The sequence below is a fragment of the Hafnia psychrotolerans genome (genome assembly GCF_014639435.1).
Classification (GTDB): domain Bacteria; phylum Pseudomonadota; class Gammaproteobacteria; order Enterobacterales; family Enterobacteriaceae; genus Ewingella; species Ewingella psychrotolerans.
In genome coordinates, this window is sequence record NZ_BMFZ01000001.1 from 508,888 (window position 1) to 534,345 (window position 25,458).

22 protein-coding genes are annotated in these 25,458 nt (G+C 52.3%); 17 read left to right on the top strand and 5 right to left on the bottom strand.

Going from position 1 to position 25,458, the window contains the following annotated elements; genetic code table 11:
• Positions 1-90: 90 nt before the first annotated feature.
• Positions 91-663 (bottom strand): elongation factor P-like protein YeiP, encoded by a 573-nt coding sequence (yeiP, locus tag IEV89_RS02340; protein ID WP_188470016.1) that lies wholly within the window; start codon positions 661-663, stop codon positions 91-93.
• 255 nt (positions 664-918) lie between these two features.
• On the opposite strand from yeiP, the gene IEV89_RS02345 reads away from it, so the two are divergent.
• The 4 genes from IEV89_RS02345 (at position 919) to fruA (ending at position 5,437) form a co-directional block, all read left to right on the top strand.
• Entirely contained in the window at positions 919-1,173 is a 255-nt protein-coding gene (locus tag IEV89_RS02345) for a YkgJ family cysteine cluster protein (protein WP_188470018.1), read from the top strand.
• Between the two features lie 486 nt (positions 1,174-1,659).
• On the top strand, positions 1,660-2,790 hold the full coding sequence (fruB, locus tag IEV89_RS02350) for a fused PTS fructose transporter subunit IIA/HPr protein (protein ID WP_188470020.1): 1,131 nt from the start codon (positions 1,660-1,662) through the stop codon (positions 2,788-2,790).
• Positions 2,787-3,725, top strand: a complete 939-nt coding sequence (gene fruK, locus IEV89_RS02355; protein WP_188470022.1) for a 1-phosphofructokinase — start codon at positions 2,787-2,789, stop codon at positions 3,723-3,725. Before fruB ends, fruK begins: the two co-directional genes overlap by 4 nt.
• A 14-nt stretch (positions 3,726-3,739) precedes the next feature.
• Positions 3,740-5,437 carry a PTS fructose transporter subunit IIBC gene (gene fruA, locus IEV89_RS02360; RefSeq protein WP_188470024.1) on the top strand — a complete coding sequence of 566 codons (1,698 nt, stop codon included), beginning with the start codon at positions 3,740-3,742 and terminating at the stop codon, positions 5,435-5,437.
• A gap of 59 nt (positions 5,438-5,496) precedes the next feature.
• Here fruA and nfo read toward each other — a convergent pair whose 3' ends face one another.
• Both nfo and IEV89_RS02370 read right to left on the bottom strand, forming a co-directional pair.
• Complete coding sequence (nfo, locus tag IEV89_RS02365) at positions 5,497-6,360, bottom strand: deoxyribonuclease IV (RefSeq protein ID WP_188470026.1); 864 nt, start codon at positions 6,358-6,360, stop codon at positions 5,497-5,499.
• A 95-nt stretch (positions 6,361-6,455) separates the two neighbouring features.
• Positions 6,456-7,535, bottom strand: a complete 1,080-nt coding sequence (locus IEV89_RS02370; RefSeq protein WP_188470352.1) for a YeiH family protein — start codon at positions 7,533-7,535, stop codon at positions 6,456-6,458.
• Between the two features lie 266 nt (positions 7,536-7,801).
• Between IEV89_RS02370 and yieE the strand changes: the two genes are divergently transcribed.
• The 13 genes from yieE (at position 7,802) to IEV89_RS02435 (ending at position 22,589) form a co-directional block, all read left to right on the top strand.
• Entirely contained in the window at positions 7,802-8,674 is an 873-nt protein-coding gene (gene yieE, locus IEV89_RS02375) for a DNA-binding transcriptional regulator YeiE (protein WP_188470028.1), read from the top strand.
• 130 nt (positions 8,675-8,804) lie between these two features.
• Positions 8,805-10,283 carry an amino acid permease gene (locus IEV89_RS02380; RefSeq protein WP_188470031.1) on the top strand — a complete coding sequence of 493 codons (1,479 nt, stop codon included), beginning with the start codon at positions 8,805-8,807 and terminating at the stop codon, positions 10,281-10,283.
• Positions 10,284-10,661: 378 nt separating this feature from the next.
• A complete protein-coding gene (citC, locus tag IEV89_RS02385; RefSeq protein ID WP_188470033.1) occupies positions 10,662-11,732 on the top strand; it encodes a [citrate (pro-3S)-lyase] ligase in 1,071 nt (356 codons plus the stop codon).
• Positions 11,729-12,019: a citrate lyase acyl carrier protein gene (citD, locus tag IEV89_RS02390; RefSeq protein WP_188470035.1), complete on the top strand. Its 291-nt coding sequence runs from the start codon at positions 11,729-11,731 to the stop codon at positions 12,017-12,019. Before citC ends, citD begins: the two co-directional genes overlap by 4 nt.
• Positions 12,019-12,921, top strand: coding sequence for an aldolase/citrate lyase family protein (locus tag IEV89_RS02395; protein ID WP_229746338.1), 903 nt, complete (start codon positions 12,019-12,021; stop codon positions 12,919-12,921). Before citD ends, IEV89_RS02395 begins: the two co-directional genes overlap by 1 nt.
• 1 nt (position 12,922) lies before the next feature.
• The gene (citF, locus tag IEV89_RS02400) at positions 12,923-14,449 is read left to right on the top strand and encodes a citrate lyase subunit alpha (RefSeq protein WP_373283334.1); all 1,527 of its coding nucleotides are present in this window, start codon (positions 12,923-12,925) and stop codon (positions 14,447-14,449) included.
• 3 nt (positions 14,450-14,452) lie between these two features.
• Positions 14,453-14,998 (top strand): citrate lyase holo-[acyl-carrier protein] synthase, encoded by a 546-nt coding sequence (gene citX / locus IEV89_RS02405; RefSeq protein WP_188470039.1) that lies wholly within the window; start codon positions 14,453-14,455, stop codon positions 14,996-14,998.
• Positions 14,979-15,857 carry a triphosphoribosyl-dephospho-CoA synthase CitG gene (citG, locus tag IEV89_RS02410; protein WP_188470041.1) on the top strand — a complete coding sequence of 293 codons (879 nt, stop codon included), beginning with the start codon at positions 14,979-14,981 and terminating at the stop codon, positions 15,855-15,857. The genes citX and citG overlap by 20 nt, the downstream gene beginning before the upstream one ends.
• A gap of 59 nt (positions 15,858-15,916) precedes the next feature.
• Positions 15,917-17,380 (top strand): anion permease, encoded by a 1,464-nt coding sequence (locus IEV89_RS02415; RefSeq protein WP_188470043.1) that lies wholly within the window; start codon positions 15,917-15,919, stop codon positions 17,378-17,380.
• Between the two features lie 256 nt (positions 17,381-17,636).
• The gene (locus tag IEV89_RS02420) at positions 17,637-18,719 is read left to right on the top strand and encodes a FecCD family ABC transporter permease (RefSeq protein WP_188470045.1); all 1,083 of its coding nucleotides are present in this window, start codon (positions 17,637-17,639) and stop codon (positions 18,717-18,719) included.
• The gene (locus IEV89_RS02425; RefSeq protein ID WP_188470047.1) at positions 18,719-19,561 is read left to right on the top strand and encodes an ABC transporter ATP-binding protein; all 843 of its coding nucleotides are present in this window, start codon (positions 18,719-18,721) and stop codon (positions 19,559-19,561) included. Before IEV89_RS02420 ends, IEV89_RS02425 begins: the two co-directional genes overlap by 1 nt.
• A gap of 204 nt (positions 19,562-19,765) precedes the next feature.
• Complete coding sequence (cirA, locus tag IEV89_RS02430) at positions 19,766-21,739, top strand: catecholate siderophore receptor CirA (RefSeq protein ID WP_188470049.1); 1,974 nt, start codon at positions 19,766-19,768, stop codon at positions 21,737-21,739.
• A 322-nt stretch (positions 21,740-22,061) separates the two neighbouring features.
• Entirely contained in the window at positions 22,062-22,589 is a 528-nt protein-coding gene (locus IEV89_RS02435; protein ID WP_188470051.1) for a P-loop NTPase family protein, read from the top strand.
• 49 nt (positions 22,590-22,638) lie between these two features.
• On the opposite strand, the gene IEV89_RS02440 is transcribed toward IEV89_RS02435, so the two are convergent.
• Together IEV89_RS02440 and IEV89_RS02445 are read right to left on the bottom strand one after the other, a co-directional pair.
• Entirely contained in the window at positions 22,639-23,631 is a 993-nt protein-coding gene (locus tag IEV89_RS02440) for an ABC transporter permease (protein WP_188470356.1), read from the bottom strand.
• Positions 23,632-23,642: 11 nt separating this feature from the next.
• Positions 23,643-25,124, bottom strand: a complete 1,482-nt coding sequence (locus IEV89_RS02445; RefSeq protein WP_188470358.1) for a sugar ABC transporter ATP-binding protein — start codon at positions 25,122-25,124, stop codon at positions 23,643-23,645.
• Positions 25,125-25,458 lie beyond the last annotated feature (334 nt).

Consider the following 25,458-nt stretch of genomic DNA (forward strand, 5'->3'; position numbering starts at 1 on the left):
GAGACGACATTTTAGATCCGTTTTTGCGTCAATTAAGGTGATAAAAAAAGAGCGCCTGAGCGCTCTTAGTCAAAACAGTAATGGGATGGCTTAGTCAGCACGGCCCATATAACGGCGTTCAGCGATATGAATACGGATTTTGTCGCCCTGGCTCAGATATTCCGGCACCTGAATGCTTAGACCGGTGCTCATTACCGCAGGTTTGTTACGTGCGCTGGCCGATGCACCTTTAATGCCCGGTGCCGTTTCAACGATTTCCAGATCAACCGTTTGCGGCATTTCTAGTGCTAACAGCTGGCTGTCCAGCGTCAGGACTTGCATACCGGGTAAACCTTCTTCAGGGATAAACAGCAGCTCTTCTTCAATTTGCGCTTTGTTGAAGGTGTACGGCGTGAAGTCTTCGTCATCCATAAAGATATATTCATCACCGTCGACGTAAGAAAAGTTTACTCGCCGGCGGGTGAGACTGACCGTATCGAGGATGTCATCACCTTTGAAACGTTCTTCTACTTTTCCACCAGTACGCACGTCAGCAAAACGCATTTTGTAAAGGGTGCTGGCACCGCGCGCGCTTGGGCTTTGAACATCGATGTCTTTTACCAACAGCAGTTTACCGTCATAGTTAACGACAAAACCGCGTTTAATTTCATTAGCACGTGCCATATAAATACTCGTCCAAAAAGAAAAGAAAATATTTTGCGACACGTTACTCGTACCGCCGATTTCAGGCAAGCTTCTCGCGAAAAAAGAGTGACTAAAAACCTGTTGCCGGGGCGTTTGTTAACGAATTGCGGTTTTGCGTTGCGCTGATTAAAAACTCGCGTAGCCAATAAGTTTCAATAGGGAAATATTTCGCTGGTGGCGCATCTGAGCGACTGCTATTGTCGCGCTTCACCAACACCTGCAGGAGGCACACTGATGGATTGTCGTACCCACTGCGGAGCCTGCTGTATTGCGCCGTCTATTTCCAGCCCAATCCCGGGAATGCCGAACGGCAAACCAGCGAATACGCGTTGTATTCACCTGGCAGATAACTTCTCATGCGACATTTTCACGTCGCCGCTACGCCCAAAGGTTTGCGCCAGCTTACAGGCCAGCCGTGAGATGTGTCACAACCACCGTGATGATGCCCTGATTTATCTGACGCAACTTGAAATGGATACTTTGCCTTAAGTCGCTTCAGCCCGTTTTTCGTCAACCTCTTTTACCCGCCCGAGACAACACACTGATCTGGCTATTCTGGCGAATGCCGCGTAAAAAACTGCATGATAATCCCCGAATTGCCCACATCAGCGTTAAAAAGGTAAATGCGGGTTTATTTGCCATACTCATTAATGACGTTACATATTGTGTTATAAAACGGCCAGTAATCCACGAGTATCACTCAGGTGAAATGGGGTTTTCCCCGAGAATTATTTTCGCGTCAGCTTACGTTCAGCTTTTATGGGTAAAAAGGCTCTGAGAGGCGTTTCAGAAAGGCAAACTGTGCGTAACATCATAAAATCATCACGCCAAATCAGGGAGTGCTTGATTTAAACATCGCCTGGAATAAAACTGCCTGAAACGTTTCAGCGTTGTCCGAGAGTCTTCTCGATCGAACGACGCTCCTTTTTTCTCAGTAAAGCTGAAACGATTCAAATTCAGCAGGAGAGGAGAATTATGTTCCAGTTGTCACAGCAAGATATTCATCTCGGCGCGGTTGCCGGCAATAAAGAGGAGGCCATTCGTCAGGTCGCCGCCGCATTGACTCAGGCAGGCCGTGTAAGCGAAGGCTATGTAGAAGGGATGTTAAAGCGCGAGTTGCAGACATCCACTTACCTCGGTAATGGCATCGCTATCCCTCATGGCACCACGGATACCCGCGATCTGGTACTGGATACCGGCGTGCAGGTTTTCCAGTTCCCGCAGGGGATTGAATGGGGCGAAGAACAAACTGCTTATGTGGTTATCGGTATCGCTGCACGTTCTGACGAACACCTCACGTTGTTGCGTCAACTGACGCACGTCCTGAGCGATGATAGCGTCTCAGAACGCATGGCAAAAACCGACTCAGCCGAAGAGTTACGCAGCTTGCTGATGGGCGAAAAGAGCGCCGCTGAATTCATTTTTGACACCCAACTGATCAGCGTTGATGTGGTCGCCGATAACCTGATGACCTTACAGGCGTTGAACGCCGGGCGCCTACAGCAGATTGGTGCGGTAGATACCGCGTTTGTGAGCAATGTTATCAGCCGTAAGCCACTTAACCTGGGGCAGGGTATCTGGCTCAGCGACAGCACTGAGGGCAACCTGAAGAACGCAGCGACGTTCAGCCGCGCCGCTCATGCTTTCGAACACGAAGGGGAATCCGTTGCCGCGTTGCTGACAATCTCGGTGGTCGATGACGAGCCTTTGAGCTTACTGAACTTCTTAAGTGACCTGCTTATCGCGCAGAAAGCTGAACGTTTGCTGACGGCTGATGCCGTAGGCATTTTAGCGCTGCTGACCAGCGACGTCGCTGAGGAAAACAATGTGCTGTCAGCGGAATTCGTTATCCGTAATGAGCACGGCCTGCATGCGCGTCCTGGTACGGCGCTGGTTAACGTGATCAAGCAATTCAGCAGCGACATCACCGTCACCAATCTTGACGGCAGCGGTAAACCTGCCAACGGACGCAGCCTGATGAAAGTCGTGGCGCTGGGTGTGAAGAAAGGCCATCGCCTGCGCTTCACCGCGACCGGAGAAGAAGCCGAAGTGGCATTGAAAACTATTGGTGAAGCCATTGCTGCGGGTCTTGGGGAGGGCGCATGAGCCGCCGAGTCGCCACAATTACGTTAAATCCAGCCTACGATCTGGTCGGTTTCTGTCCTGAAATCGAACGCGGTGAAGTCAATCTGGTTCAGACTGCCGGTTTACATGCTGCTGGTAAAGGTATCAACGTTGCTAAGGTGCTGAAAGATTTAGGCATCGACGTTACCGTTGGTGGCTTCCTTGGCAAAGATAACCAGGACGGTTTCCAACATCTGTTCAGCGATCTGGGTATTGCTAACCGTTTTCAGGTGGTGTCAGGTCGTACCCGTATCAACGTCAAACTGACCGAGAAAGACGGTGAAGTCAGCGACTTTAATTTCTCCGGTTTTAACGTCACGCCACAGGATTGGGAACGGTTTGTTACCGACTCACTGTCGTGGCTAGGCCAGTTCGACATGGTGGCTGTATGTGGAAGCCTGCCAGCGGGCGTTGACCCTGACGCTTTCACCGACTGGATGATCCGCCTGCGTAGTCAGTGTCCTTGCATCATTTTCGACAGCAGCCGCGAAGCACTGGTGGCGGGTCTGAAAGCTTCACCGTGGTTAGTCAAACCTAACCGTCGCGAGCTTGAAATTTGGGCGGGACGTAAATTACCACTATTAAGTGATGTCGTTGAAGCGGCGCATGCACTACGCGATCAGGGTATCGCTCACGTTGTGATTTCTCTTGGTGCCGAAGGTGCACTTTGGGTTAATGCGTCTGGCGCATGGATTGCCAAACCTCCCGCTTGCGAAGTGGTCAGCACCGTTGGTGCCGGCGATTCAATGGTCGGCGGGCTGATTTACGGCCTACTGATGCGTGAATCAAGCGAACACACCTTACGACTGGCCACCGCTGTGGCTGCTTTGGCGGTTAGCCAGAGCAATGTCGGCGTCACCGATCGTCCGCAACTCGCGGCGATGATGGCCCGTGTCGATTTAAAACCTTTTAACTGACCGCAGGAGGCAGAATGAAAACGCTGCTGATGATAGACAGTTCGTTGGGACAGGCTCGTAGCCAACTGGCGAAAAAAATGCTCGCTGCTGCTGCGGCGAAGGCTGGACACACTCTGGTAGACAATGCCGCTGAAGCTGAACTGGTGATCGTAGCGGGTGAGAATGTACCTGCTGAATCCGCACTGACCGGTAAAAAAGTGTTCATTGGTGATGTTGCACTGGCTATTCGTGAACCTGCGAGTTTCCTGCAACAGGCTGCGGCTGACGCGACCTCTTATGTGGCTCCGGCTGTTGCTGTTTCTGCCCCCGCGACTGCAGGGCAGAAACGTATTGTGGCGGTCACCGCGTGCCCGACTGGCGTGGCGCACACCTTTATGGCGGCAGAAGCCATCGAGTCTGAAGCGAAAAAACGCGGATGGTGGGTGAAGGTTGAAACCCGTGGTTCTGTAGGTGCAGGTAATGCTATCACCCCAGAAGAAGTCGCACAGGCCGATCTGGTGATTGTGGCGGCTGATATTGAAGTGGATTTGGCGAAGTTTGCCGGTAAGCCGATGTACCGTACGTCTACCGGTCTGGCACTGAAAAAAACCAAGCAGGAACTGGACAAAGCACTGGTTGAAGCTGAAGTCTTCGAGCCGAAAACCGTTACTGCATCTGGCACCAAGAAGAAAGACGCGGGCGGCACAGGCCCATATCGTCACCTGTTGACCGGCGTGTCTTACATGCTGCCAATGGTGGTGGCGGGTGGTTTGTGTATCGCGCTTTCATTCGTGTTCGGTATCAAAGCATTTGAAGTGAAAGGCACGCTGGCTGCTGCGCTGATGCAAATCGGTGGGACTTCAGCTTTTGCGTTGATGGTTCCGGTATTGGCAGGCTTTATTGCCTTCTCCATCGCTGACCGTCCTGGCCTGACGCCGGGTCTGATCGGCGGTATGCTGGCTGTTAGTACGGGTGCGGGTTTCCTTGGCGGTATCATTGCCGGTTTCCTGGCGGGGTATGTCGCGAAAGCCATCAGTGGTAAGTTGAAATTACCGCGCAGCATGGAAGCGTTGAAACCTATCCTGATCATCCCGCTTTTCGCGAGTCTGATCACGGGTCTGGTGATGATTTACGTGGTCGGGACACCGGTCGCTAAAATCATGGCGGGTCTGACTGCCTGGTTGCAATCCATGGGGACAGCCAATGCGGTACTGCTTGGCGCAATCCTCGGTGCGATGATGTGTACTGATATGGGTGGGCCGGTAAATAAAGCGGCTTACGCGTTCGGGGTGGCACTGCTGAGTTCTTCCGTTTATGGTCCAATGGCTGCCATCATGGCTGCGGGTATGGTTCCGCCGCTGGCGATGGGGCTGTCAACACTGTTGGCGCGTCATAAGTTCGATGACAGTGAACGTGAAGGGGGCAAGGCGGCGCTGGTTCTGGGTCTGTGCTTTATTTCCGAAGGTGCAATTCCGTTTGCGGCGCGTGATCCGATCCGTGTTCTGCCTTGTTGTATCGTTGGCGGCGCGGTCACTGGTGCACTCTCGATGGCCTTCCACGCACAACTGATGGCGCCACACGGTGGTCTTTTCGTCCTGTTAATCCCAGGCGCAATTACACCGATTCTGGGTTATCTGATCTCTATCATTGCAGGTACTGTGTTGGCCGGTGGTGCTTATGCGATTCTGAAACGTTCAGATGCTGCGGTAGCCGCTAAGACTGTAACGCAATAATTATCTGGTTTTAGTCAAACAAAAGGGCGCAATGTGCGCCCTTTTTTCATCCTGATTTTTTACGCTGCCGCGTCATCCTGCGCTTTCTGTTGTGACTTCAGCCAGGCAATTTCGTCAATCCATATTTCCGGATCAACCGTTTCGAGGATCATCGGAATACCGTCGAATCGTGGGTCGCGCATCATCCAACTGAACACGGTTTTGCCGATATTGCCTTCGCCCAGACTATGGTGACGGTCGACGCGGCTGTTAAACTCACTTTTTGCATCGTTGAGATGCATCCCACGCAGATATTTAAAACCGACGATTTTTTCGAATTCACGGAAGGTTTCGATGCAGGTTTCTTCAGTGCGCAGGTCATATCCGGCGGCGAAAGCGTGGCAGGTATCAATACAGACACCGACCCGGCTCTTATCTTCTACACCCTCGATAATCTTTGCCAGGTGCTCGAAGCGGAACCCCAGATTGCTGCCCTGACCGGCGGTATTTTCGATAACGGCGGTCACACCTTGCGTCTGGCTCAGCGCAATATTGAGTGACTCAGCGATTTTCTCCAGACATTTATCTTCATCTATTTGCATCAGATGGCTGCCGGGATGGAAGTTTAGCAACGACAGACCGAGCTGTTCGCAACGCTGAAGTTCGTCAAGAAATGCCTCGCGGGATTTCTCAAGCGCTTCAGCCACCGGATGGCCCAGATTAATGAGATAGCTGTCGTGTGGCAGGATTTGATGACTGCTGTAGCCATATTTTTCACAGGCTACTTTGAATTTTTCAATCACATCCTCCGGCAGAGGTGCGGCTTTCCACTGGCGCTGATTCTTGGTAAACAGGGCGAACGCCGTGGCTTCCAGCTCGTGAGCGCGGATGACGGCCTGATCAACGCCACCTGCTGCGCTGACATGTGCTCCAATATACTTCATGTTCACTCCTCTGCTGTTGGTGCTTTATCCCAAGATGATAGCGCCTTGAGTGCGGGCATGCAGCAGAGAAGTGTTAAAAGTCCCCTCAACGCGGGTTAGCTAAATATATGTTGTACCAGCCCGTTGATACCTGCGCCACCGACAATCAGCCAAATGAACAATATCGCAGCCAACAGAATGGGTTTCACGCCAGCTTGACGCAGTGCGCTGAAGTGCGTGGTCAGGCCGAGGGCAGCCATCGCCATCGCCAGCAATATAGTGTCGAGCGTGATGAGCGGCGGGATCCAGCTATGCGGCAAAATATCCAGTGAATTGAACGCCGCCACCGCGATGAACAGCAAAGCGAACCACGGAATAGTGATGTTACGCAGCAAGCCTGAATGTTGGGTTTTCTGTGTATTCCCGCGACTTTTCCAGCCAGATAATAGCAGCAGGAAAGGTGCCAGCATCATCACACGGATCATCTTGGTAATCACCGCCGCATTTTCTGCATCCGGACTGACACCCTGACCGGCGGCAACCACCTGGGCGACCTCATGCACCGTCGAGCCGGTGTAAATACCAAACTGTTCGGCGCTGAAATTAATCCATTGATGTTGCAAATTTAGCTGCCATAACCACGGGTAAAGGAAGATGGCCGTGGTACCGAAGATCACCACCGTAGCAACAGCTACAGTCACTTTCTCCGCTTTTGCATCCAGTACGGGTTCTGTCGCCATCACGGCAGCGGCACCACAAATGCTGCTGCCCGCGCCAATTAACATGGCGGTATCACTATCTAACCCGAAAACATTTTTCCCGAGCCAGCAGGCGAGGGTGAAGGTCGAGCAGAGCGTCAGGGCGTCGATCATAATGCCGGTTGCGCCAACATCAGCGATTTGTGCGAACGTCAGGCGCAGACCGTAAAGAATGATGCCAAGGCGCAACAGGCGCTGCTTGGCGAGATTTACACCGTCCTGGCACAGTGGGCGTACCGTCGGATAAAGCGTATTACCGACTACCATACCGATGACGATTGCCAGCGTCAGTGCACTGAGGCCAAGGTGGCTTAACTGTGGGAAGTCACTCAGCCAAATAGCAACGCCCGTCACCGCGCCGGTAAGAATCAAACCCGGTAAAACGCGTCCCAACCTGTCAGGCCTAAGAAAATGTGAATCTGTGAGATTTTTTGTCATGGTCGTCATGTTGCTTGCCCTCTTTGAGGTTTCATTACCGACAAGCCTAACGCCGCCTTATATAAAAATGAAATTGATTATAACTTTATAACCTATCGCTAAAAGAGGTATAGAATGCAGCATCTGGCTTAGGTGGGGACCGCCAGACCATTGAGCTATAATTGACACAAATGAAAGAGGGCGGCGATCGGGCAATCTGCGGTTGTGACTGTCTCTGGACAACATAAAATGCGGGCAACATTGCTCGTGTGACGGGCCTATTATTTATGCACATTACATTGCGCCAACTTGAAGTTTTCGCCGAAGTGCTGAAAAGCGGGTCAACGACGCAGGCGTCTATCGTGCTGTCGCTGTCGCAATCTGCGGTAAGTGCCGCACTGGCTGATGTTGAAGGACAACTTGGCGTACAGTTATTTGACCGCGTGGGTAAGCGGCTGGTAACCAATGAGCATGGGCGCTTGTTGTACCCCAAAGCCCTGGCGCTGCTGGAGCAGGCTGGCGAGATTGAGCGATTGTTTAGCAAGGATAATGGTTCGCTGCGCATCGGTGCCAGCAGCACTATCGGCAACTATATGCTGCCTAAAATGATTGCTGACTATCGGTTGGACTTTCCCGGTACGCCGCTTGAACTGAACGTCGGTAACACTAACGATGTGATCAATGCCGTGGCTGAATTTCGTGTGGATTTAGGCCTTATCGAAGGCCCGTGTAGTGTGCCAGAACTCATTACTCAACCCTGGCTTGACGACCAACTGGTGGTTTTCAGTGCGCCGGATAATCCGCTAGCCGGACAAAAAGTCTCGCTTGGGACGCTGGCGCTGGCACCGTGGATCTTGCGTGAACGCGGGTCTGGCACCCGTGAGGTGCTGGATCATCTGCTCTTACCGCAAATGCCAGATTTCAATCTGGTGATGGAACTGGGTAATTCCGAGGCGATTAAACACGCCGTTCGCCACGGTATCGGGATCAGTTGCCTGTCGCGTCGGGTGATCGCCGAGCAGTTAAGCGGCGGGGCGCTGGTGGAGATACATGTGCCGCAGGTACCCTTGGTACGCAAACTGTACCTAATTCATCATCGTCAAAAACATATTTCCAATGCGCTATCAAGGTTTTTAACCTATTGCCGTGAACCTGTATAAACGTCTTTTACTAATGATCCATGGCCGATCATGAAGGTGTCTTATAACAAGGGGTTCATGCTATTCAGACTGGCTCTTTTTGTTACAATCCGCGCGTAAAAATCCATATGACAGCGGAAACAGGGCAAAAATGGCTCAATCATCGACTAAAACTTTGCAGCCGACTCCGGGCGGACTGCGCCGCGAGCTTAAAGCACGCCACTTAACCATGATCGCCATTGGCGGTTCTATTGGTACCGGTTTATTTGTCGCTTCAGGGGCTACGGTTTCACAAGCTGGGCCTGGCGGAGCACTGCTCTCTTACACCCTAATCGGCATCATGGTCTACTTCCTGATGACCAGCCTCGGTGAGTTGGCGGCATTTATGCCGGTCTCCGGTTCTTTCTCAACCTACGGTTCGAAATATGTAGAAGAAGGCTTTGGTTTCGCGCTGGGCTGGAACTACTGGTACAACTGGGCAGTGACTATCGCCGTTGATCTGGTTGCAGCACAACTGGTGATGAACTACTGGTTCCCGGATACTCCAGGGTGGATCTGGAGTGCGCTGTTTATGAGTCTGATCTTCCTGCTTAACTATATTTCTGTACGCGGTTTCGGTGAGGCTGAATACTGGTTCTCAATGATAAAAGTGATCACGGTGATCATTTTTATCGCCGTTGGCGTACTGATGATAACCGGCATTATGCGCGGTGGTGAAGCGGCGGGCTGGCATAACTGGACGATTGGCGATGCGCCCTTTGCCGGTGGTTTTGCTTCAATGATTGGCGTGGCGATGATCGTCGGTTTCTCTTTCCAGGGAACAGAACTCATTGGTGTGGCGGCCGGTGAATCGGAAAATCCTGCCAAGAATATTCCCCGTGCAATACGTCAGGTGTTCTGGCGGATTCTGTTGTTCTATATTTTGGCCATTCTGGTCATCAGTCTGATCATCCCTTACACCGATCCGAATCTGCTGCGTAACGAAGTCGGTGATATTAGCGTCAGCCCATTCACGTTGGTGTTCCGTAACGCGGGTCTTTTATCAGCGGCAGCGGTCATGAATGCCGTTATCCTGACGGCGGTACTGTCCGCCGGTAACTCGGGGATGTATGCCTCGACTCGCATGCTTTATACCCTGGCATCCGAAGGCAAAGCACCACGCATTTTTGCTAAATTGTCCAAAGGTGGCGTACCGCGTAACGCACTGTATGCGACCACCGTGGTCGCTGCGCTATGCTTCCTGAGCTCAATGTTTGGCAACCAGACCGTTTATCTGTGGCTGCTCAACACCTCCGGCATGACGGGGTTCATTGCCTGGCTGGGGATTGCTATCAGCCACTATCGTTTCCGCCGTGGGTATGTTTCTCAGGGACGTGACCTGAAAGCCCTGCCGTATTTGTCTGGCTTCTTCCCGTTTGGACCGATCTTTGCCTTTGTGCTGTGTCTAACCATCACACTGGGTCAGAACTATCAGGCATTCCTGAAAGACACGATTGACTGGTACGGCGTGGCTGCAACCTACATCGGTCTGCCGTTATTTATCATCATTTGGTTCGGCTACAAGCTGACTCGCAAGACCAAAGTGGTAAAATACAGTGAGATGGAATTCCCAATACATATGGATAAATAACGTTTCATATTATGATATAAGGCAGAGCTTAGGCTCTGCCTTTTTTTTGCTTAAGGCATTAAAATTAATTAACGCCATAAACTCCGCGGACACAACCAGGGCAATTAAAACCATAAACTCCGCTGGAACCCTCCAGGTAATTAAAACCATTAACTCCACAAAGAACGTCAATAATAAATTTATTTCACTCATTCAATTAAATGTGAAATAGGTCAATTAATCTCGATTATTTTTGTTTAACATACCGAATTAATAAAGCCGAGTTCATTTATCTTTATCTCTTGAGGTTTGTCTTTATATTGATTTAATAAGCCTCTGTTGGGATTTATAATAAATATTGTTTCTGATTTGTTGCATCAAAATATCATCAGGTGATTCATGGATGGAGTATTTAGTCAGGTAACCCGTATCAATCATGCCGGTATAGCAGAAATCACGACCTTCCTGCGTGCCAATGGCTTAAATATCGATACCACGGTTGAAATATTCATTACTTTACGCCGTGATGGGCAGTTACTCGCCTGTGGCGGTATTGCTGGCAATATTATCAAGTGTGTGGCCATCAGTGAAAGTGTACGCGGAGAAGGGCTGGCACTGAAGTTGGCGACTGAACTGGTTAACCTGGCGTATGAGCGTCATCACAGTCATTTGTTTATCTACACCAAAACACAAAACCAGACATTATTTCAACGCTGCGGTTTTTACCCTATTACCTGCGTGCCGGGAATTGTTGTATTAATGGAAAATAGCGCCTGTCGTTTAAGTCGTTACGCTAATGAATTACGCCAGCTTTACCATCCCGGAAAACGCATCGGCTGTATTGTTATGAATGCTAACCCTTTCACGCTTGGCCATCAATACTTGGTCCGTCAGGCAGCCAAAGTGTGCGACTGGTTACACGTTTTTTTGGTCAAAGAAAATAATTCCCGTTTCTCTTATGAAGACCGTTATGAATTAGTACGGCAGGGTATTGCAGATATTAACCACGTCACGCTGCATGCGGGTTCAGAATATATGATCTCCCGAGCCACATTTCCCTGTTATTTCATCAAGGATCAGGGTGTAGCGGATGACTGCTATACCGAAATTGATCTCAAAATATTTCGTCAGTATCTGGCACCTGCGTTGGGTATTACCCACCGGTTTGTCGGCACCGAACCTTTCTGTGAGGTGACCGCTAAATATAATCAGGATATGCGTTACTGGCTGGAAACCGACACGCTGGCAAGTCCGCCGATAGCATTGGTCGAGATACCGCGCCTTACCTGGGAGAACACTGCCATTTCTGCTTCCTGGGTGCGCAAATTACTGGTGCAGTCAGACATCAGTACTATCCGCCAGTTGGTTCCCTCCGCAACCTGCCACTACCTCGAAAACCTCCTTGCCGTGCGCGCTGGAAAATCCGCAGATAGGGCCATGGCGACCGCTAACCAGACAGGTGAACAATGAATATTATCCGTGAAACCCTTGCCGGCACGCTGGAATCCAGCGATGTCATGGTGCGCGTTGCACCCAATCCCACCCATGTCGATCTGCAACTGAACAGCACCGTAGAGAAGCAATTTGGTCAGCAGATTCGCCTGCGAATTGCTGAAGTCTTGAAGGAATTGCAGATTGAAACCGTCACGCTAGTGGTGGATGACAAAGGCGCACTGGATTGTGTGCTGCGCGCCCGTCTCGAGACCGCGCTGATCCGCGCCAGCGATCAAAACCCTCACCAGTGGGAGGCATGCTAATGCCGACATTGACCCAACCAAAACTTAAGATGCGCCGCAGTATGCTGTTCGTGCCCGGAGCCAACGCGGCGATGGTCAGTAACTCGTTCATTTATCAGGCCGATGCGGTGATGTTCGATCTCGAAGACTCTGTGATCCTGCGGGAAAAAGACGCCGCCCGTCGTCTGGTTTTTCATGCGCTGCAACATCCGCTTTATCGCGAAACCGAAACTATCGTACGGGTTAACGCACTGGATTCTATTTATGGTCTGGCTGATCTTGAAGCCGTTGTCCGTGGCGGCGCTAACATCGTGCGTTTGCCTAAAACCGACACCGCGCAGGACGTCAGTGATATGGAAACCGAAATTGCCCGTATTGAGGTGCAATGCGGTCGCCCATTGGGTAGCACCGGAATGCTGGCGGCGATTGAATCTGCCCGCGGCATTACTCAGGCGGTCCAGATTGCCAATGCATCAGCAAGACTTATCGGTATTGCCCTCGGCGCTGAAGACTATGTGCGTGATTTACGCACTGAGCGCTCGCCGGAAGGGACTGAACTGCTGTTCGCTCGCTGCTCTATTTTGCAGGCTGCCCGTGCTGCCGGTATCCAGGCTTTTGATACGGTTTATTCGCAAGCCAACAATGACGCAGGTTTTCTGCACGAGGCTGCGCATATCAAACAGCTGGGTTTTGACGGTAAGTCACTGATTAATCCGCGTCAGATCGAACTGCTCCATAACCTCTATGCCCCGACATTAGCCGAGAGAGACCACGCACAGGCCGTGGTTGACGCTGCTGCTGCCGCAGAAGCCGAAGGGCTTGGCGTGGTGTCACTGAACGGAAAAATGGTCGACAGCCCGGTCATTGAACGGGCGCGTCTGGTATTGCAACGGGCGGCATTGTCCGGCCTGCGGGATGAATAAGATGAGTAATGATATGCAAAGGCAACAGCGCTTAATTCAGTTCAGTGAAACCTCAGCGGAGGTATTCACCCCGTTTGCACCGGTTTCCAAAGCTAACCTTCAGGCGGCCAAACCGCGTGATCACAAACTGTGTTCGTCACTTGAAAATGCAATCCGCCGTAGCGGATTGCAGGACGGTATGACCATTTCGTTTCACCATGCTTTTCGCGGTGGTGATCTGACGCTTAACCAAGTGGTCGACACGTTGGCTGTCATGGGTTTTAAAAATCTCACGCTGGCCTCCTCCTCGCTGACTGAATGCCATGGGCCACTGATCGAACATATTCGTCACGGCGTGATCAGCTCTATTTACACTTCCGGCCTGCGTGGTCCATTGGCTGAAGCTATCTCGCACGGTTTGCTGCCCGAGTTGCCACCGGTACAGATTCACTCCCATGGCGGGCGTGTCAATCTGATCGACAGCGGTGAACTGAGCATCGACGTTGCCTTTTTGGGGGTTCCGGCCTGCGATATTTTCGGCAACGCCAACGGCCACAGCGGCACGGCGCGCTGCGGTTCACTCGGCTATGCGCAGGTAGACGCACAGCACGCACGTCAGGTGGTATTACTGACCGAACAGTTGCTGCCTTATCCGCACGTCGCCAGCATCGCCCAGGACAACGTTGATCTGATTGTGCAGGTCGAGAAAGTGGGTGATGCAGAGAAGATCGGCGCTGACGCCACGCGTATGACCACCAATCCGCGCGAACTCTTGATTGCCCGCCGTGCCGCTGATGTGATCGTCGCCTCCGGCTATTTTAAGCAGGGTTTTTCGCTACAAACCGGTACCGGCGGTGCATCGCTGGCCGTGACGCGTTTTCTGGAAAATAGCATGCGTCGTCAGGGTATCACCGCCGGTTTTGCCCTCGGCGGTATTACCGCGACGATTGTGGACTTGCATGAGAAAGGGTTGATCGAACGTCTTCTGGACGTACAGAGTTTTGACCGTCAGGCGGCAGAATCACTGGATCGCAACCCCGGTCATGTCGAAATTAGCGCTAACCAGTATGCCAATCTGGGTTCGAAAGGTGCGTCGGTAGAACAATTGGACGTGGTGGTGCTCAGCGCGCTGGAAATAGACACGGGTTTTAACGTCAATGTGCTGACCGGCTCTGACGGCGTCCTGCGTGGAGCATCCGGTGGACATTGCGATACCGCCGCTGCAGCGCGTTTGGCTATCATCGTGGCACCGCTGGTGCGCGGGCGTATTCCCACATTGGTTAAGCAGGTTACCACCTGCGTCACACCGGGTTCCAGTATCGATATTCTGGTTACTGACCACGGCATCGCCGTTAACCCTGCGCGACCGGATCTGACCAAGAACCTGCAACAGGCCGGGATCAAAACCGTCACCATCGACTGGCTTTATGAGCGGGCCAGCCTGCTCAGTGGCGAACCTGCTGCCCTGAACTTTACTGACCGCGTGGTAGCCGTGGTGCGCTATCGCGACGGCTCAGTGATCGATGTTATTCATCAGATTGAGGAGTAGCCGATGCCTGCTGTCTCCCCCGTATTGGCCGCCAGCCGCGCCGTCAGTTTGCCGGAGCTTCTAACCAGCCGTGAATCTCGTCAGACCCGGCAGCGGGCATGGCTGGCGCGCCATCACTGCACGTTAATTTCCCTGACAATGGTGGTTCCGGGGGCGGTGAAAGATAGCGTGCTCAGCCGGGAATTATTTTGTCTTGCCTGGCAGGCGCTGGAAACACTCAGCCAACAGCATGGATGGGGTTGGTTAGCATGGCGTTGTTTGCCACAAGATACCGGCTGCGAAGGGTTGATTGCCCTTGATTTTCCCGCACAGGCGATCAAACAGGCGACGCTGGCGTTGGAAGATAACCATCCGTTGGGACGCCTTTGGGATATCGACGTGCTTGATGCCGGCGGAACGATTTTATCGCGCCGGGATTTTGGTCTGCCAGCGCGCCGCTGCCTGATTTGTCAGCAACCGGCCAATCTCTGTAGCCGTGAACAAAAACACGGTACTGCGCAGCTACTCAGCCAGATGGAGAGCTTGTTTTATGCCGCAGCGGATAAATAAAACGCTACTTCAGGTGGTGGATAAAAAGGCCGAATGGGCGGCACTGGCCTGTCAGGCGTTATTGCACGAAGTGAATCTGACGCCAAAACCGGGGCTGGTAGATCGTGCTAATAACGGTGCGCATCGGGATATGACTCTACAGCATTTTTATCGCAGCACTGAAGCGATATCCCCTTGGTTCTCGCGGTTTATGGCCGAAGGTGAGACCAGTTGTCAGCAGCCAGCGGTTGAAGTATTACGCCGCCTGCGGCCGCTGGGCATGGGCTGCGAAAGCGACATGTTTACTGCCACTGGCGGAGTGAATACTCATAAAGGCACCGTGTTTTCTATGGGGCTGCTGTGCTGTGGGCTGGGACGTCTACATCGTCTCGGCAGGGCGATCACGGCCACTTCTCTTTGCCAGCAGGTGGCCCTTTTTTGTCAGGGTATGGTTGAAAAAGAGCTATCGCGCCTACCTGCGCCACCGCTGCAAACCGCCGGCCAGCGGTTGTTTCATCTTCATGGGTTGACCGGCGCGCGCGGAGAGGCGCAGTCCGGTTTTGCCACGGTGCTTAACCTCAGCTTGCCGTTTTATCAGCGGCTGATGGCGCAGGGCAGAGGGCAGGAGCATGCACTGAGCCAGACGCTGCTACTGCTGATGAGTCTGAACGCTGACACCAATGTGGTGTCGCGCGGTGGAATGACTGGGCTGATGTGGTTACAGGCTCGCGCCTGCGAGGTTCTGCATCAATGCCAACAGCGATCCGCCATCCCTTTATTACAAGACTTCGACAAACAGTGCATCACCCGCAATCTCAGCCCCGGAGGCAGCGCCGATCTGCTGATTCTCACCTGGTTTTTGGCGCAGTTTCCGGAATAAGTTGTTAACAAGCCTTGGTGATATTAATCACCTCAACCCGTATCCACAGGAGACCATTTATGGTCATTTCAAAGGAATTCATTGGAAAAACTATGCTGCCGCTGGTGGTGCTGGCTGTTTTGCTATGCATCCCTACGCCGGACGGCATGCCTCCCCAAGCATGGCGTTACTTTGCTATTTTCGTCGCGATGATTGTCGGTATGATCCTCGAGCCTATACCGGCGACAGCGATCAGCTTCATCGCCATGACGGTGTGCGTTATCGGTTCTAACTGGGTGCTGTTCGATGCCAAAGAGCTGGCTGATCCGAGTTTCCACGCTGGAAAACAGGCGCTGAAATGGGGGCTGGCAGGGTTCTCTAGTACCACTGTCTGGCTGGTGTTTGGGGCATTTATTTTTGCGCTGGGCTACGAAGCGACGGGGCTTGGGCGTCGTATTGCGTTGATTATGGTCAAGTTTATGGGTAAACGTACCCTAACGCTGGGCTACGCTATTGTTATTATCGATATTTTGCTGGCACCGTTCACGCCGTCTAATACTGCACGTACCGGTGGTACGGTTTTTCCGGTGGTGAAAAACCTGCCTGCGTTGTTTGAGTCCTATCCCAATGATCCCTCTTCGCGCCGTATCGGCGGGTATTTGATGTGGATGATGGTGATCAGTACCAGCCTGAGTTCCTCGATGTTTATTACCGGCGCAGCACCTAACATTCTGGGCGTTGAGTTCGTGAGTAAAATTGCCGGTGTGCACATTGGCTGGATGCAGTGGTTCCTGGCATTTCTGCCGGTGGGGCTGATTTTACTGGTGGTGGCACCTTGGTTGTCATACATCCTGTACAAACCGGGCGTGACCAAGAGCGATGAGGTATCGGTCTGGGCTGTAGGGGCGCTCAAAGAGATGGGCGCGTTGACCAGAAAAGAACTGACGTTAATTGTACTGGTGCTGTTCAGCCTCTGTTTGTGGGTATTTGGCACCGGCTTTATCGATGCGACGGCCGTCGGTTTAATGGCGGTGTCACTGATGCTGATCCTTCACGTGGTGGCGTGGAAAGATATCACCAAATATTCCAGCGCCTGGAATACGCTGGTTAATCTGGCCACACTGGTGGTGATGGCCAGCGGGCTGACCCGCTCAGGCTTTATTAAATGGTTTGCTGACACCATGAGTCATCACCTCAGTAGCTTCTCACCGAGTATTACGGTCGTCGCGTTGGTACTGGTGTTCTACTTCTCCCATTATTTGTTCGCCAGCTTGACGGCGCATACCGCCACCATGATGCCGGTCATTCTGGCCGTGGCGATGGGGTTACCGGGATTGCCGATGGCTGAATTATCTATGTTGTTGGTCTTGTCGATCGGTATCATGGGGGTACTGACACCTTATGCAACGGGGCCAGGCGTGATTATCTATGGCTGTGGTTACGTTAAATCCAAAGACTACTGGCGTCTGGGCGGGATCATGGGTGTGCTCTACATCTCGATGTTGCTACTGGTAGGCTGGCCGCTGATGCGGTTGTGGATGTGATCATACTGCCCTGATGATATCAATCGGAATAAGCGGAGCTAAGCCTCCGCTTTTTTTTATGAAGTTTTGGTAATAGGCCCTAACAGCTTGTTACGACACATCGATTTTCCCCTGCGTTGACATCCTGTACTCTAGGGCGTTGCTACTTATCGTATTGATAATTATTATCGTTTGAATTATGGTAATGCCCTCTTTTACAAATACACGGCAATTTGCCGTGTATTTAGCATGATTACTTAATGAGATGTCGAGACACATGAGCACAACCCCCGATCCCATTCTGAAGGTCAGCACACAGACTGACAACAACGTGATGGGCCGCTACCAGAGTATTATCCACCGTCGTCTGTTGCTTATACTGGTGCTGGTGGTGGCGATTGTCGTCTCATTGCTCATCGACTTTGTTATGGGGCCGTCGGGGTTATCGATCGGCACACTGTGGCAAACGCTATTTCATGCCGCGTCGGCCGATGCCGGTACCCGCGTTATTGTTTGGGACATCCGCTTACCCTATGCGCTGATGGCTATTACCGTCGGTATGTCGCTGGGTCTGGCAGGTGCCGAGATGCAAACCATCCTCAACAACCCGCTGGCTTCGCCATTCACTCTTGGTGTCTCTTCAGCCGCCGCCTTTGGTGCGGCGCTGGCGATTGTACTCGGCATTGGTATTCCGGGCATCCCGGCTCAATGGTTTATCTCCGCGAATGCCTTCATCTTTGCGTTACTGGCCGCGCTGATGCTCGATGGCATCACCCGCTGGACCCGCGTCGCCAGTTCCGGTGTGGTACTGTTCGGTATTGCACTGGTCTTTACCTTTAACGCGCTGGTGTCGCTGATGCAGTTTATCGCCACCGAAGATACCTTACAGGGGCTGGTATTCTGGACCATGGGGAGTCTGGCGCGTGCGTCATGGGTCAAACTTGGCGTAATGCTGTTGGCGTTCCTGGTGTTGTTGCCGTGGTCGATCATGAGTGCGTGGAAGTTGACTGCACTGCGTCTGGGCGAAGACCGCGCCATCAGTTTTGGTATCGACGTGCGCCGTTTACGTCTCGCGACCTTGCTGCGCATCAGTATTCTTTCGGCGCTGGCGGTGGCTTTTGTCGGGCCGATTGGTTTTATCGGTCTGGTTGCGCCGCATATCGCCCGCCTGATGTTTGGTGAAGATCACCGTTTCTATCTGCCAGCGAGTGCGCTAATTGGTGCGCTGGTGTTGTCGATGGCCTCCGTGGCTTCGAAAAATCTGGTGCCGGGTGTCATTATTCCGGTGGGGATCGTCACCTCGCTGGTCGGCGTGCCGTTCTTCCTGAGTATTATTTTGCGCCACCGGGGGAATGTCTGATGTCCGCTGTACTGCAGTTCAAAGCCAAACCTAAAACGGCTCTCAATGCCGTCACGCAGGGCCTGCAAATTCGTGATTTTAGCGCCGGCTATCCGAAGCACCCCGTGATCCGCCATCTCAATGTGCCGATGTTGCCGCGTGGCAAAATCACCATCCTGCTTGGGCCAAACGGCAGTGGAAAATCCACGTTGTTACGCTCTCTGGCTGGGCTAAACCGTGCTGAAGGACAGTTGCTTCTCGATGGACATGACCTGATGTCAATGTCGTTTTCCCGTCGCGCCGAACAGGTGGTTTACCTGCCACAGTCGCTACCTGCGGGCGTGCATCTGCACGTGCTGGAATCCATTATCGTGGCTCAGCGCGCCTCCGGTAGCCAAAGTAAACAGCACGAAACCACCGAACAGGTGATGGCGCTGCTGCAACAACTGGGTATTGAACATCTGGCACTGAGCTACCTCGACCAGCTCTCCGGCGGTCAGAAACAGCTGGTGGGTTTGGCACAGTCGCTGATCCGACAGCCGTCATTACTGCTACTCGACGAACCGCTGTCGGCGCTCGACCTGAACTATCAGTTCCACGTTATGGATCTGGTGCGCAAGGAAACACAGAAGCGCAATATCGTCACTGTCGTGGTGGTGCATGATATCAACATCGCGCTGCGCCACGGCGATCGCGTGCTGATGCTCAAACAGGGCGATCTGATTGCTGACGGCGAGCCTGAAGAGGTGATCACCCCGGAAAGTCTGGCGCATGTATATGGCGTGCATGGGCGCATTGAACGCTGCTCGCAAGGCACGCCACAAATACTGATCGATGGACTGGTTGGTGACCCTTCTATTTAAGTACTGAAGTACGGTGTTTATAAACAACGCCATACAGCAATAAAAAGCGCGGCCACCAATGTAGTGGCCACGCATTTCAATTTGTGAGCCTGAAACTAAAAATAATTCCACTGAACCGGGCAGGATGCGCTCGTCTTCTGTTCGGCCAGTGAGAACATTTAATAACACGTCAGTTTGTTATTTTTATCTCATGGAGAGAAGAACATGGTTAAGGTTACATTGACATCGACATGTAAAGTCGGGCTTATCGCACAGCTGTTTACCGCTGCCTTCCCGGTGTTTGCTGACGATGTCAGGGATATAAAAGAGAAAGAAGAACAGATCGTTGTCACCGCCTCTTCGGTAGAACAGAACCTCAAAGACGCACCCGCCAGTATCAGCGTGATAACTCGCCAGGATCTGGACAGGCAGCCAGTGCAAAACCTCAAAGACGTCTTGAAAAATGTTCCGGGCGTACAGCTTACCAGCGAAGGTGATAACCGCCAGGGCGTTAGCATCCGTGGCCTGAGTAGCGGCTATACGCTGATTCTGGTGGATGGCAAGCGTGTTAACTCGCGCAATGCAGTCTTTCGGCATAATGACTTCGATCTGAGCTGGATCCCGACTGAATCGATCGAACGTATTGAAGTGGTGCGCGGGCCGATGTCGTCCCTGTATGGCTCCGATGCGTTGGGTGGCGTGGTAAACATTATCACCAAGAAAATAGGTACCGCCTGGCACGGCACTCTGAGTGCAGATACCTCTGTTCAGGAGCATCGCGATCGCGGTGACAGCTACAACGGTAACTTCTTCACCAGCGGCCCGCTGATCGACGGCCTGCTTGGCGTGAAAGTGAGTGGTGCTCTGGGTAAGCGTGAAAAAGATCAGGCGCAGTCATCCAGCAGTGAAACAGGCCTGCCACGTATTGAGGGATACACCTCGCGCAACAGCAATGTTGAATTTTCACTGACGCCGACCGACAATCAGGACATGACCTTCGGCTATGGCCTTGATCGGCAGGACCGCAATTCCGACACACTGGATAAAAACCGTATTGAGCGCGAAAACTACTCGCTTGGCCATAGTGGTCGCTGGGGCGGAGCCAATACCGAATTGCGCTTCTACGGTGAAAATATTGAGAATAAAAACGGCAATGCTATTACCTCAAAAAGTCATGCTCTTGACGGTAAAATTGTCGTGCCGCTCGGTGACTACAACCAGCTCTTCAGTTTTGGCGGTGAGTATCGCAATGACAAACTGGATGATAGCGTTAATCTGGTCAACGCTGGCAGCACGCAGACCAACCAGTACGCGTTGTTTGTGGAAGATGAATGGCGGATGTTTGAACGTCTGGCGTTGACCGCCGGTGTGCGTATGGATGACCACGAGAACTACGGTGTTAACTGGTCTCCGCGTGCTTATCTGGTCTACAACGCGACGGATACCGTGACGGTCAAAGGGGGCTGGGCGACGGCGTTCAAAGCACCATCATTGTTACAACTTAGTCCGAACTGGCAGAGTGGTTCTTGTCGTGGAAGTTGCAAGATCATCGGTAGCCCGGATCTTAAGCCGGAAACCAGTGAAAATCTGGAGTTTGGGCTCTATTACGCCGGGGAAGAAGGTCTGCTGGAAGACGTCACTGCCAGCGCGACCATTTTTCAGAACAATATTGATGACATGATCAATATCCATCGCACAGCCAATCGTGCTCAGGCGCCGAGCTACGAGAACTTCGAGGGTTTTGATGTGGCGGGCAATCCGATCTTCCGCTACTTCAACGTCAATAAAGCACGTATCCGCGGGCTGGAAACGGAGCTGAAGTTGCCGTTAGGCAAAGAATTTGATCTGAAACTAAACTACACCTACAACGACGGACGTGATCTCAGCAACGGCGGCAACAAACCACTCTCCTCGCTGCCGTTCCACACGGCTAACGCCACGCTGGACTGGGTACCGCAAGAGGACTGGGGCTTGTATATTTCCGCTAACCTAAAAGGGCAGACCCGTACCGTGAATAATGATGGCTCTACCCCTGCGGGTTACACCCTATGGAATACCGGGGGTTCATACAAAGTGAACAAAGCGGTGAAGATCCGCGCCGGGATATTAAATCTGACCGACAAAGATCTCAGCCGTGATGATTACAGTTATAACGAAGAGGGACGCCGTTACTTTATGGCGGTTGATTATAGTTTCTGATAGATGTGCTGACATCATAAGCTGTAGGTCGTGGGCTCGCCGCCCACACTGGCCGAAAGGAGCGTAGAGACGCGCCCCTTTCGAATCCCGCGTCTTATTTAACTGCGCGCTACCGCTGGGACGACGGACGTGTTCTGTTGTTCCCGCGTGTGGCGCAAAATCTCGCCGCTGCGCGGATCCTTCACTCGATGTTCAAGCCTCAGGTCTTGAACCCGCCCGTTCAGCAAGATTTTTGAATGCGCCAATGGTTTTTTTAAAATCAAGACAGGGATCCTCGTCGATATAAACCATGTTTTCCATAACGTAATCTCTGGAGAAGGTCATGGAGCTTTCGGAACTAGGCAATCGAATATGCATTCTTGGGCCTTCTAATAGTGGTAAATCGACACTTGCTAATGCCATCGCCAGAAAACGTGATCTCAAAGCAGTTCATCTGGACCCGCTTTATCACTTGCCCAATACCAACTGGAAACCCCGCCCGACGGATCAGTTCATTACTCTGCATGACAGGGAAATCAGTGGCGAACGCTGGGTGATAGACGGCAACTATAGTAAATGTTTGCCACAGAGGCTTGCCAATGCAACGGGTCTGATCTTGTTGGATATTACAACGGCACTGAGTCTGATGCGTTATTTCAACAGAACACTTTTTGAAGGGCAGCGTAATGGTGGCTTAGAGGGAGCAAAAGAGAGGATTACCTGGGAAATGATCCGCCATATTACTCTGGTCACGCCCGCTAAGAGGAAGCGCTACACCGAGCTGTTTGAGCAACTGACTATCCCTAAAATCCGGCTTTCATCCATTAGAGAAATTAAGAAACAGTTTGAAGAGTGGGAACTGACCCGGTAGTGACTTATGCCGTTTCCCCCACAGATTGATGTGGGGAAAACGAGCAGAGTTATCGCTTCTGTATATACGTCAGCGCCAGCGCGATGGCGAGCACCAAACCTTTGATGATATCCATGGCGTAGTAGGGGACCGACAGCATGACTAAGCCATTTGACAGCACGCCCAAAATCACGGCACCAATCAGCGTGCCGAGTGCATTGGGTTTGCCAGAACCGGCCAGCGAGAAGCCAATATAGGCTGCGGCAACGGCGTCCATTAGATATCCACTACCGGCATTCACCTGCGATGAACCGATGCGTGACGCCAATAAAATACCGCCGGAACCGGCCAGTAAAGAAGAGATAACGTAGGCCGTTACGCGATAGCGTGCGGTGCGGATCCCAGCCAGACGCGCTGCCAGCGGGTTGCCACCAATGGCATACATGCGCCGCCCATGTTTGGTCAGTGACATAAACAGTTGTACCACAATGGTGACGACCACCATCACGATAACAATCACCGGCACTTGGCCAAGCAGGTTGAATACCGCAGGCACCGTGCCTTCGGCCATATCGCCGTTTGGCAGCATCATATTTTCGGTAATCGAACCGCCATAGCTGTAGGTCATCGCCGCACCCTGAATCACGAAGAGGCTGGCGAGCGTCGCCAGCATGTCAGGAATTTTCAGGATGACGATCAGGAAGGCGTTGAACAGCCCGACCAGCGTACAGAGCGCCAGGGTGATCAGAATCGCTTCGGTGGTGTTAAAACCGTGCCAAACAAACATCGAAATCACCAGCGCGTTGGCCAGCGACGCGGTCGAACCGACGGACAAATCAAAACCGCCTACCGAAAGTGATATTGACACGCCGATCGCGATCACCGTGACGATGGCAATCGAGCGCAAAATATTAATGATATTTGATGGCTCTAAAAAATTATCTGAGGCAATACCAAAACCGGCGATCAACAGCACAACGGTGAGTAACATGCCCCATTTATAGAGAAATTCGAATAACTGATGGCGCCATGGTTGGTTCACAGTGACATTCTGATCGTTAATAACAGCTTTACTCACGCGGGCGTTCCTCCGGTGGAATACATTAATAAAGTCTCTTCGTCGACGTCGGCGGCGTTCAGTTCAGCCACAATACGGCCATCCCACAACACCAGAATGCGGTCGCATAAACCGACCAGTTCAGCGAACTCACCGGACGCATAAATAATCCCTTTTCCCTGTTGCGCAAGGCCGTCAATGAGCCTGAAAACGTCTGTTTTTGCCTTGATATCTACGCCTTTGGTCGGCTCGTCAAAAATTAACACCTGGCTCTCGCTGCGTAGCCATTTACCAATAGCGACTTTCTGCTGGTTGCCACCAGAAAGCCGCGCCAGTTTCTGCATTGGCCCGGAAGCGCGAATGCCTAAACGGCCAATAATCTCTTTTGCCCAACTCAGTGCCTGACGGGAATTGAATACCGAAAAACGTGAAAAACTGTTATCGGCGGTGACGCTGAGATTCATCGGAATATCTTCGTCGATAAAAATCCCCTCTTTGCGACGCTCCTCCGGCACCAACGCTAACCCTTGCTCAACCGACAGGTACGGCTCTTTCGGCTTCCAGGGCTTTCCGTTGAGTTCGCCGCTCGCCACCTGACTCGGGGTGGCACCAAACAGTGCCTTGCACAGTTCGGTTTTTCCGGCACCGGCCAGACCGGCGATGCCGAGGATTTCCCCACGATGCAGACTCAGTGAAATATCGCGAAGTTTGTCTTTGTCGTGCATTCCCTGAATGCGCAGCAGGGTTTCATGGCCGTGCGGCGGACGGCGCGGTGGGTAAATGTCGTCTAGCTGGTGACCAATCATTTTCTCAATAATATGTTCGTTGGTCAGGCCTTCCATACTGTCATCGCTGACCAGGCGACCATCGCGTAGCACGGTCATGCGGTCGCAGACATCGCGCAGTTCATGGATGCGGTGCGAAATAAACACCACCGCCATGCCCGCTGTTTTAAGCTTGTGCACCAGAGCAAACAGTCGTTCGCTTTCGGCCTGGTCGAGTGGGGCGGTAGGTTCGTCGAGGATCAGGAAACGGCATTTATGCGACAGCGCGCGGGCCAGTAAAATCAGCTGTTTTTCCGCCAGTGTGCAGCTCTCTATACGGGCACGCAGGTTGATGTGCAACCCGAGTTGGTCGATAAGCCGCTGTGCATGATGGTAAATATCTGACCAGCTATGCAGGTGGCCCGGCTCCGCCAGGCTATCAAGCATGATGTTTTCGGCTACATTGAGCGTCGGCACCAGTGCGACATCCACCTCCTGCTGCACCAGGTGGATCCCGTGCGCCCGCGCCTGATGCGGTAACGTCACCGTCACCGGCTGTCCGTCGATGATTATCTGGCCGGTATAGTGGTCATGAGTCCCCGACAGTACGGCCATCAGCGTGGATTTTCCCGCGCCATTGGCTCCGACCAGGGCATGAACCGATCCCCCTTCCAGGGTGAAATCCACCTGGCGCAAAGCAGGGAATCCGGCAAATGAAATCGAGATATTGCGCATCTCAAGGATTGAAGATTTCACGCTGGGGATTGGCCTTATGCAAATAATTTAGGGTTGGTATAAATGGCGTTATAGACGTTTAGCCGTCTATAGCTTGTAGTGACAAAGTTTTAACATATCGGCGGATTTAAGCAACTTATTTTCAATCTTTGAAGGAGTGAATGGCCACGCGTTCCCGCTGGAAATATTCAAATTCAAAACCGGGTCGGATTCAAACATAGCATTGAATGCGGTGACTAACGGCGAGTGGGTTTATTACCGGCGGGTTCGAACACGAAAGGAAAGGACCACAATGCGGCGGGATGTTGCGGTGATAACTGCGGTCGCTGAAGCC

Excerpts from the sequence above, each read along its gene's own strand:
- yeiP (WP_188470016.1), bottom strand. The coding sequence starts at position 663 with ATGGCACGTGCTAATGAAATTAAACGCGGTTTTGTCGTTAACTATGAC.
- IEV89_RS02345 (WP_188470018.1), top strand. The coding sequence starts at position 919 with ATGGATTGTCGTACCCACTGCGGAGCCTGCTGTATTGCGCCGTCTATT.
- fruB (WP_188470020.1), top strand. The coding sequence starts at position 1,660 with ATGTTCCAGTTGTCACAGCAAGATATTCATCTCGGCGCGGTTGCCGGC.
- fruK (WP_188470022.1), top strand. The coding sequence starts at position 2,787 with ATGAGCCGCCGAGTCGCCACAATTACGTTAAATCCAGCCTACGATCTG.
- fruA (WP_188470024.1), top strand. The coding sequence starts at position 3,740 with ATGAAAACGCTGCTGATGATAGACAGTTCGTTGGGACAGGCTCGTAGC.
- nfo (WP_188470026.1), bottom strand. The coding sequence starts at position 6,360 with ATGAAGTATATTGGAGCACATGTCAGCGCAGCAGGTGGCGTTGATCAG.
- IEV89_RS02370 (WP_188470352.1), bottom strand. The coding sequence starts at position 7,535 with ATGACAAAAAATCTCACAGATTCACATTTTCTTAGGCCTGACAGGTTG.
- yieE (WP_188470028.1), top strand. The coding sequence starts at position 7,802 with ATGCACATTACATTGCGCCAACTTGAAGTTTTCGCCGAAGTGCTGAAA.
- IEV89_RS02380 (WP_188470031.1), top strand. The coding sequence starts at position 8,805 with ATGGCTCAATCATCGACTAAAACTTTGCAGCCGACTCCGGGCGGACTG.
- citC (WP_188470033.1), top strand. The coding sequence starts at position 10,662 with ATGGATGGAGTATTTAGTCAGGTAACCCGTATCAATCATGCCGGTATA.
- citD (WP_188470035.1), top strand. The coding sequence starts at position 11,729 with ATGAATATTATCCGTGAAACCCTTGCCGGCACGCTGGAATCCAGCGAT.
- IEV89_RS02395 (WP_229746338.1), top strand. The coding sequence starts at position 12,019 with ATGCCGACATTGACCCAACCAAAACTTAAGATGCGCCGCAGTATGCTG.
- citF (WP_373283334.1), top strand. The coding sequence starts at position 12,923 with ATGAGTAATGATATGCAAAGGCAACAGCGCTTAATTCAGTTCAGTGAA.
- citX (WP_188470039.1), top strand. The coding sequence starts at position 14,453 with ATGCCTGCTGTCTCCCCCGTATTGGCCGCCAGCCGCGCCGTCAGTTTG.
- citG (WP_188470041.1), top strand. The coding sequence starts at position 14,979 with ATGCCGCAGCGGATAAATAAAACGCTACTTCAGGTGGTGGATAAAAAG.
- IEV89_RS02415 (WP_188470043.1), top strand. The coding sequence starts at position 15,917 with ATGGTCATTTCAAAGGAATTCATTGGAAAAACTATGCTGCCGCTGGTG.
- IEV89_RS02420 (WP_188470045.1), top strand. The coding sequence starts at position 17,637 with ATGAGCACAACCCCCGATCCCATTCTGAAGGTCAGCACACAGACTGAC.
- IEV89_RS02425 (WP_188470047.1), top strand. The coding sequence starts at position 18,719 with ATGTCCGCTGTACTGCAGTTCAAAGCCAAACCTAAAACGGCTCTCAAT.
- cirA (WP_188470049.1), top strand. The coding sequence starts at position 19,766 with ATGGTTAAGGTTACATTGACATCGACATGTAAAGTCGGGCTTATCGCA.
- IEV89_RS02435 (WP_188470051.1), top strand. The coding sequence starts at position 22,062 with ATGGAGCTTTCGGAACTAGGCAATCGAATATGCATTCTTGGGCCTTCT.
- IEV89_RS02445 (WP_188470358.1), bottom strand. The coding sequence starts at position 25,124 with ATGCGCAATATCTCGATTTCATTTGCCGGATTCCCTGCTTTGCGCCAG.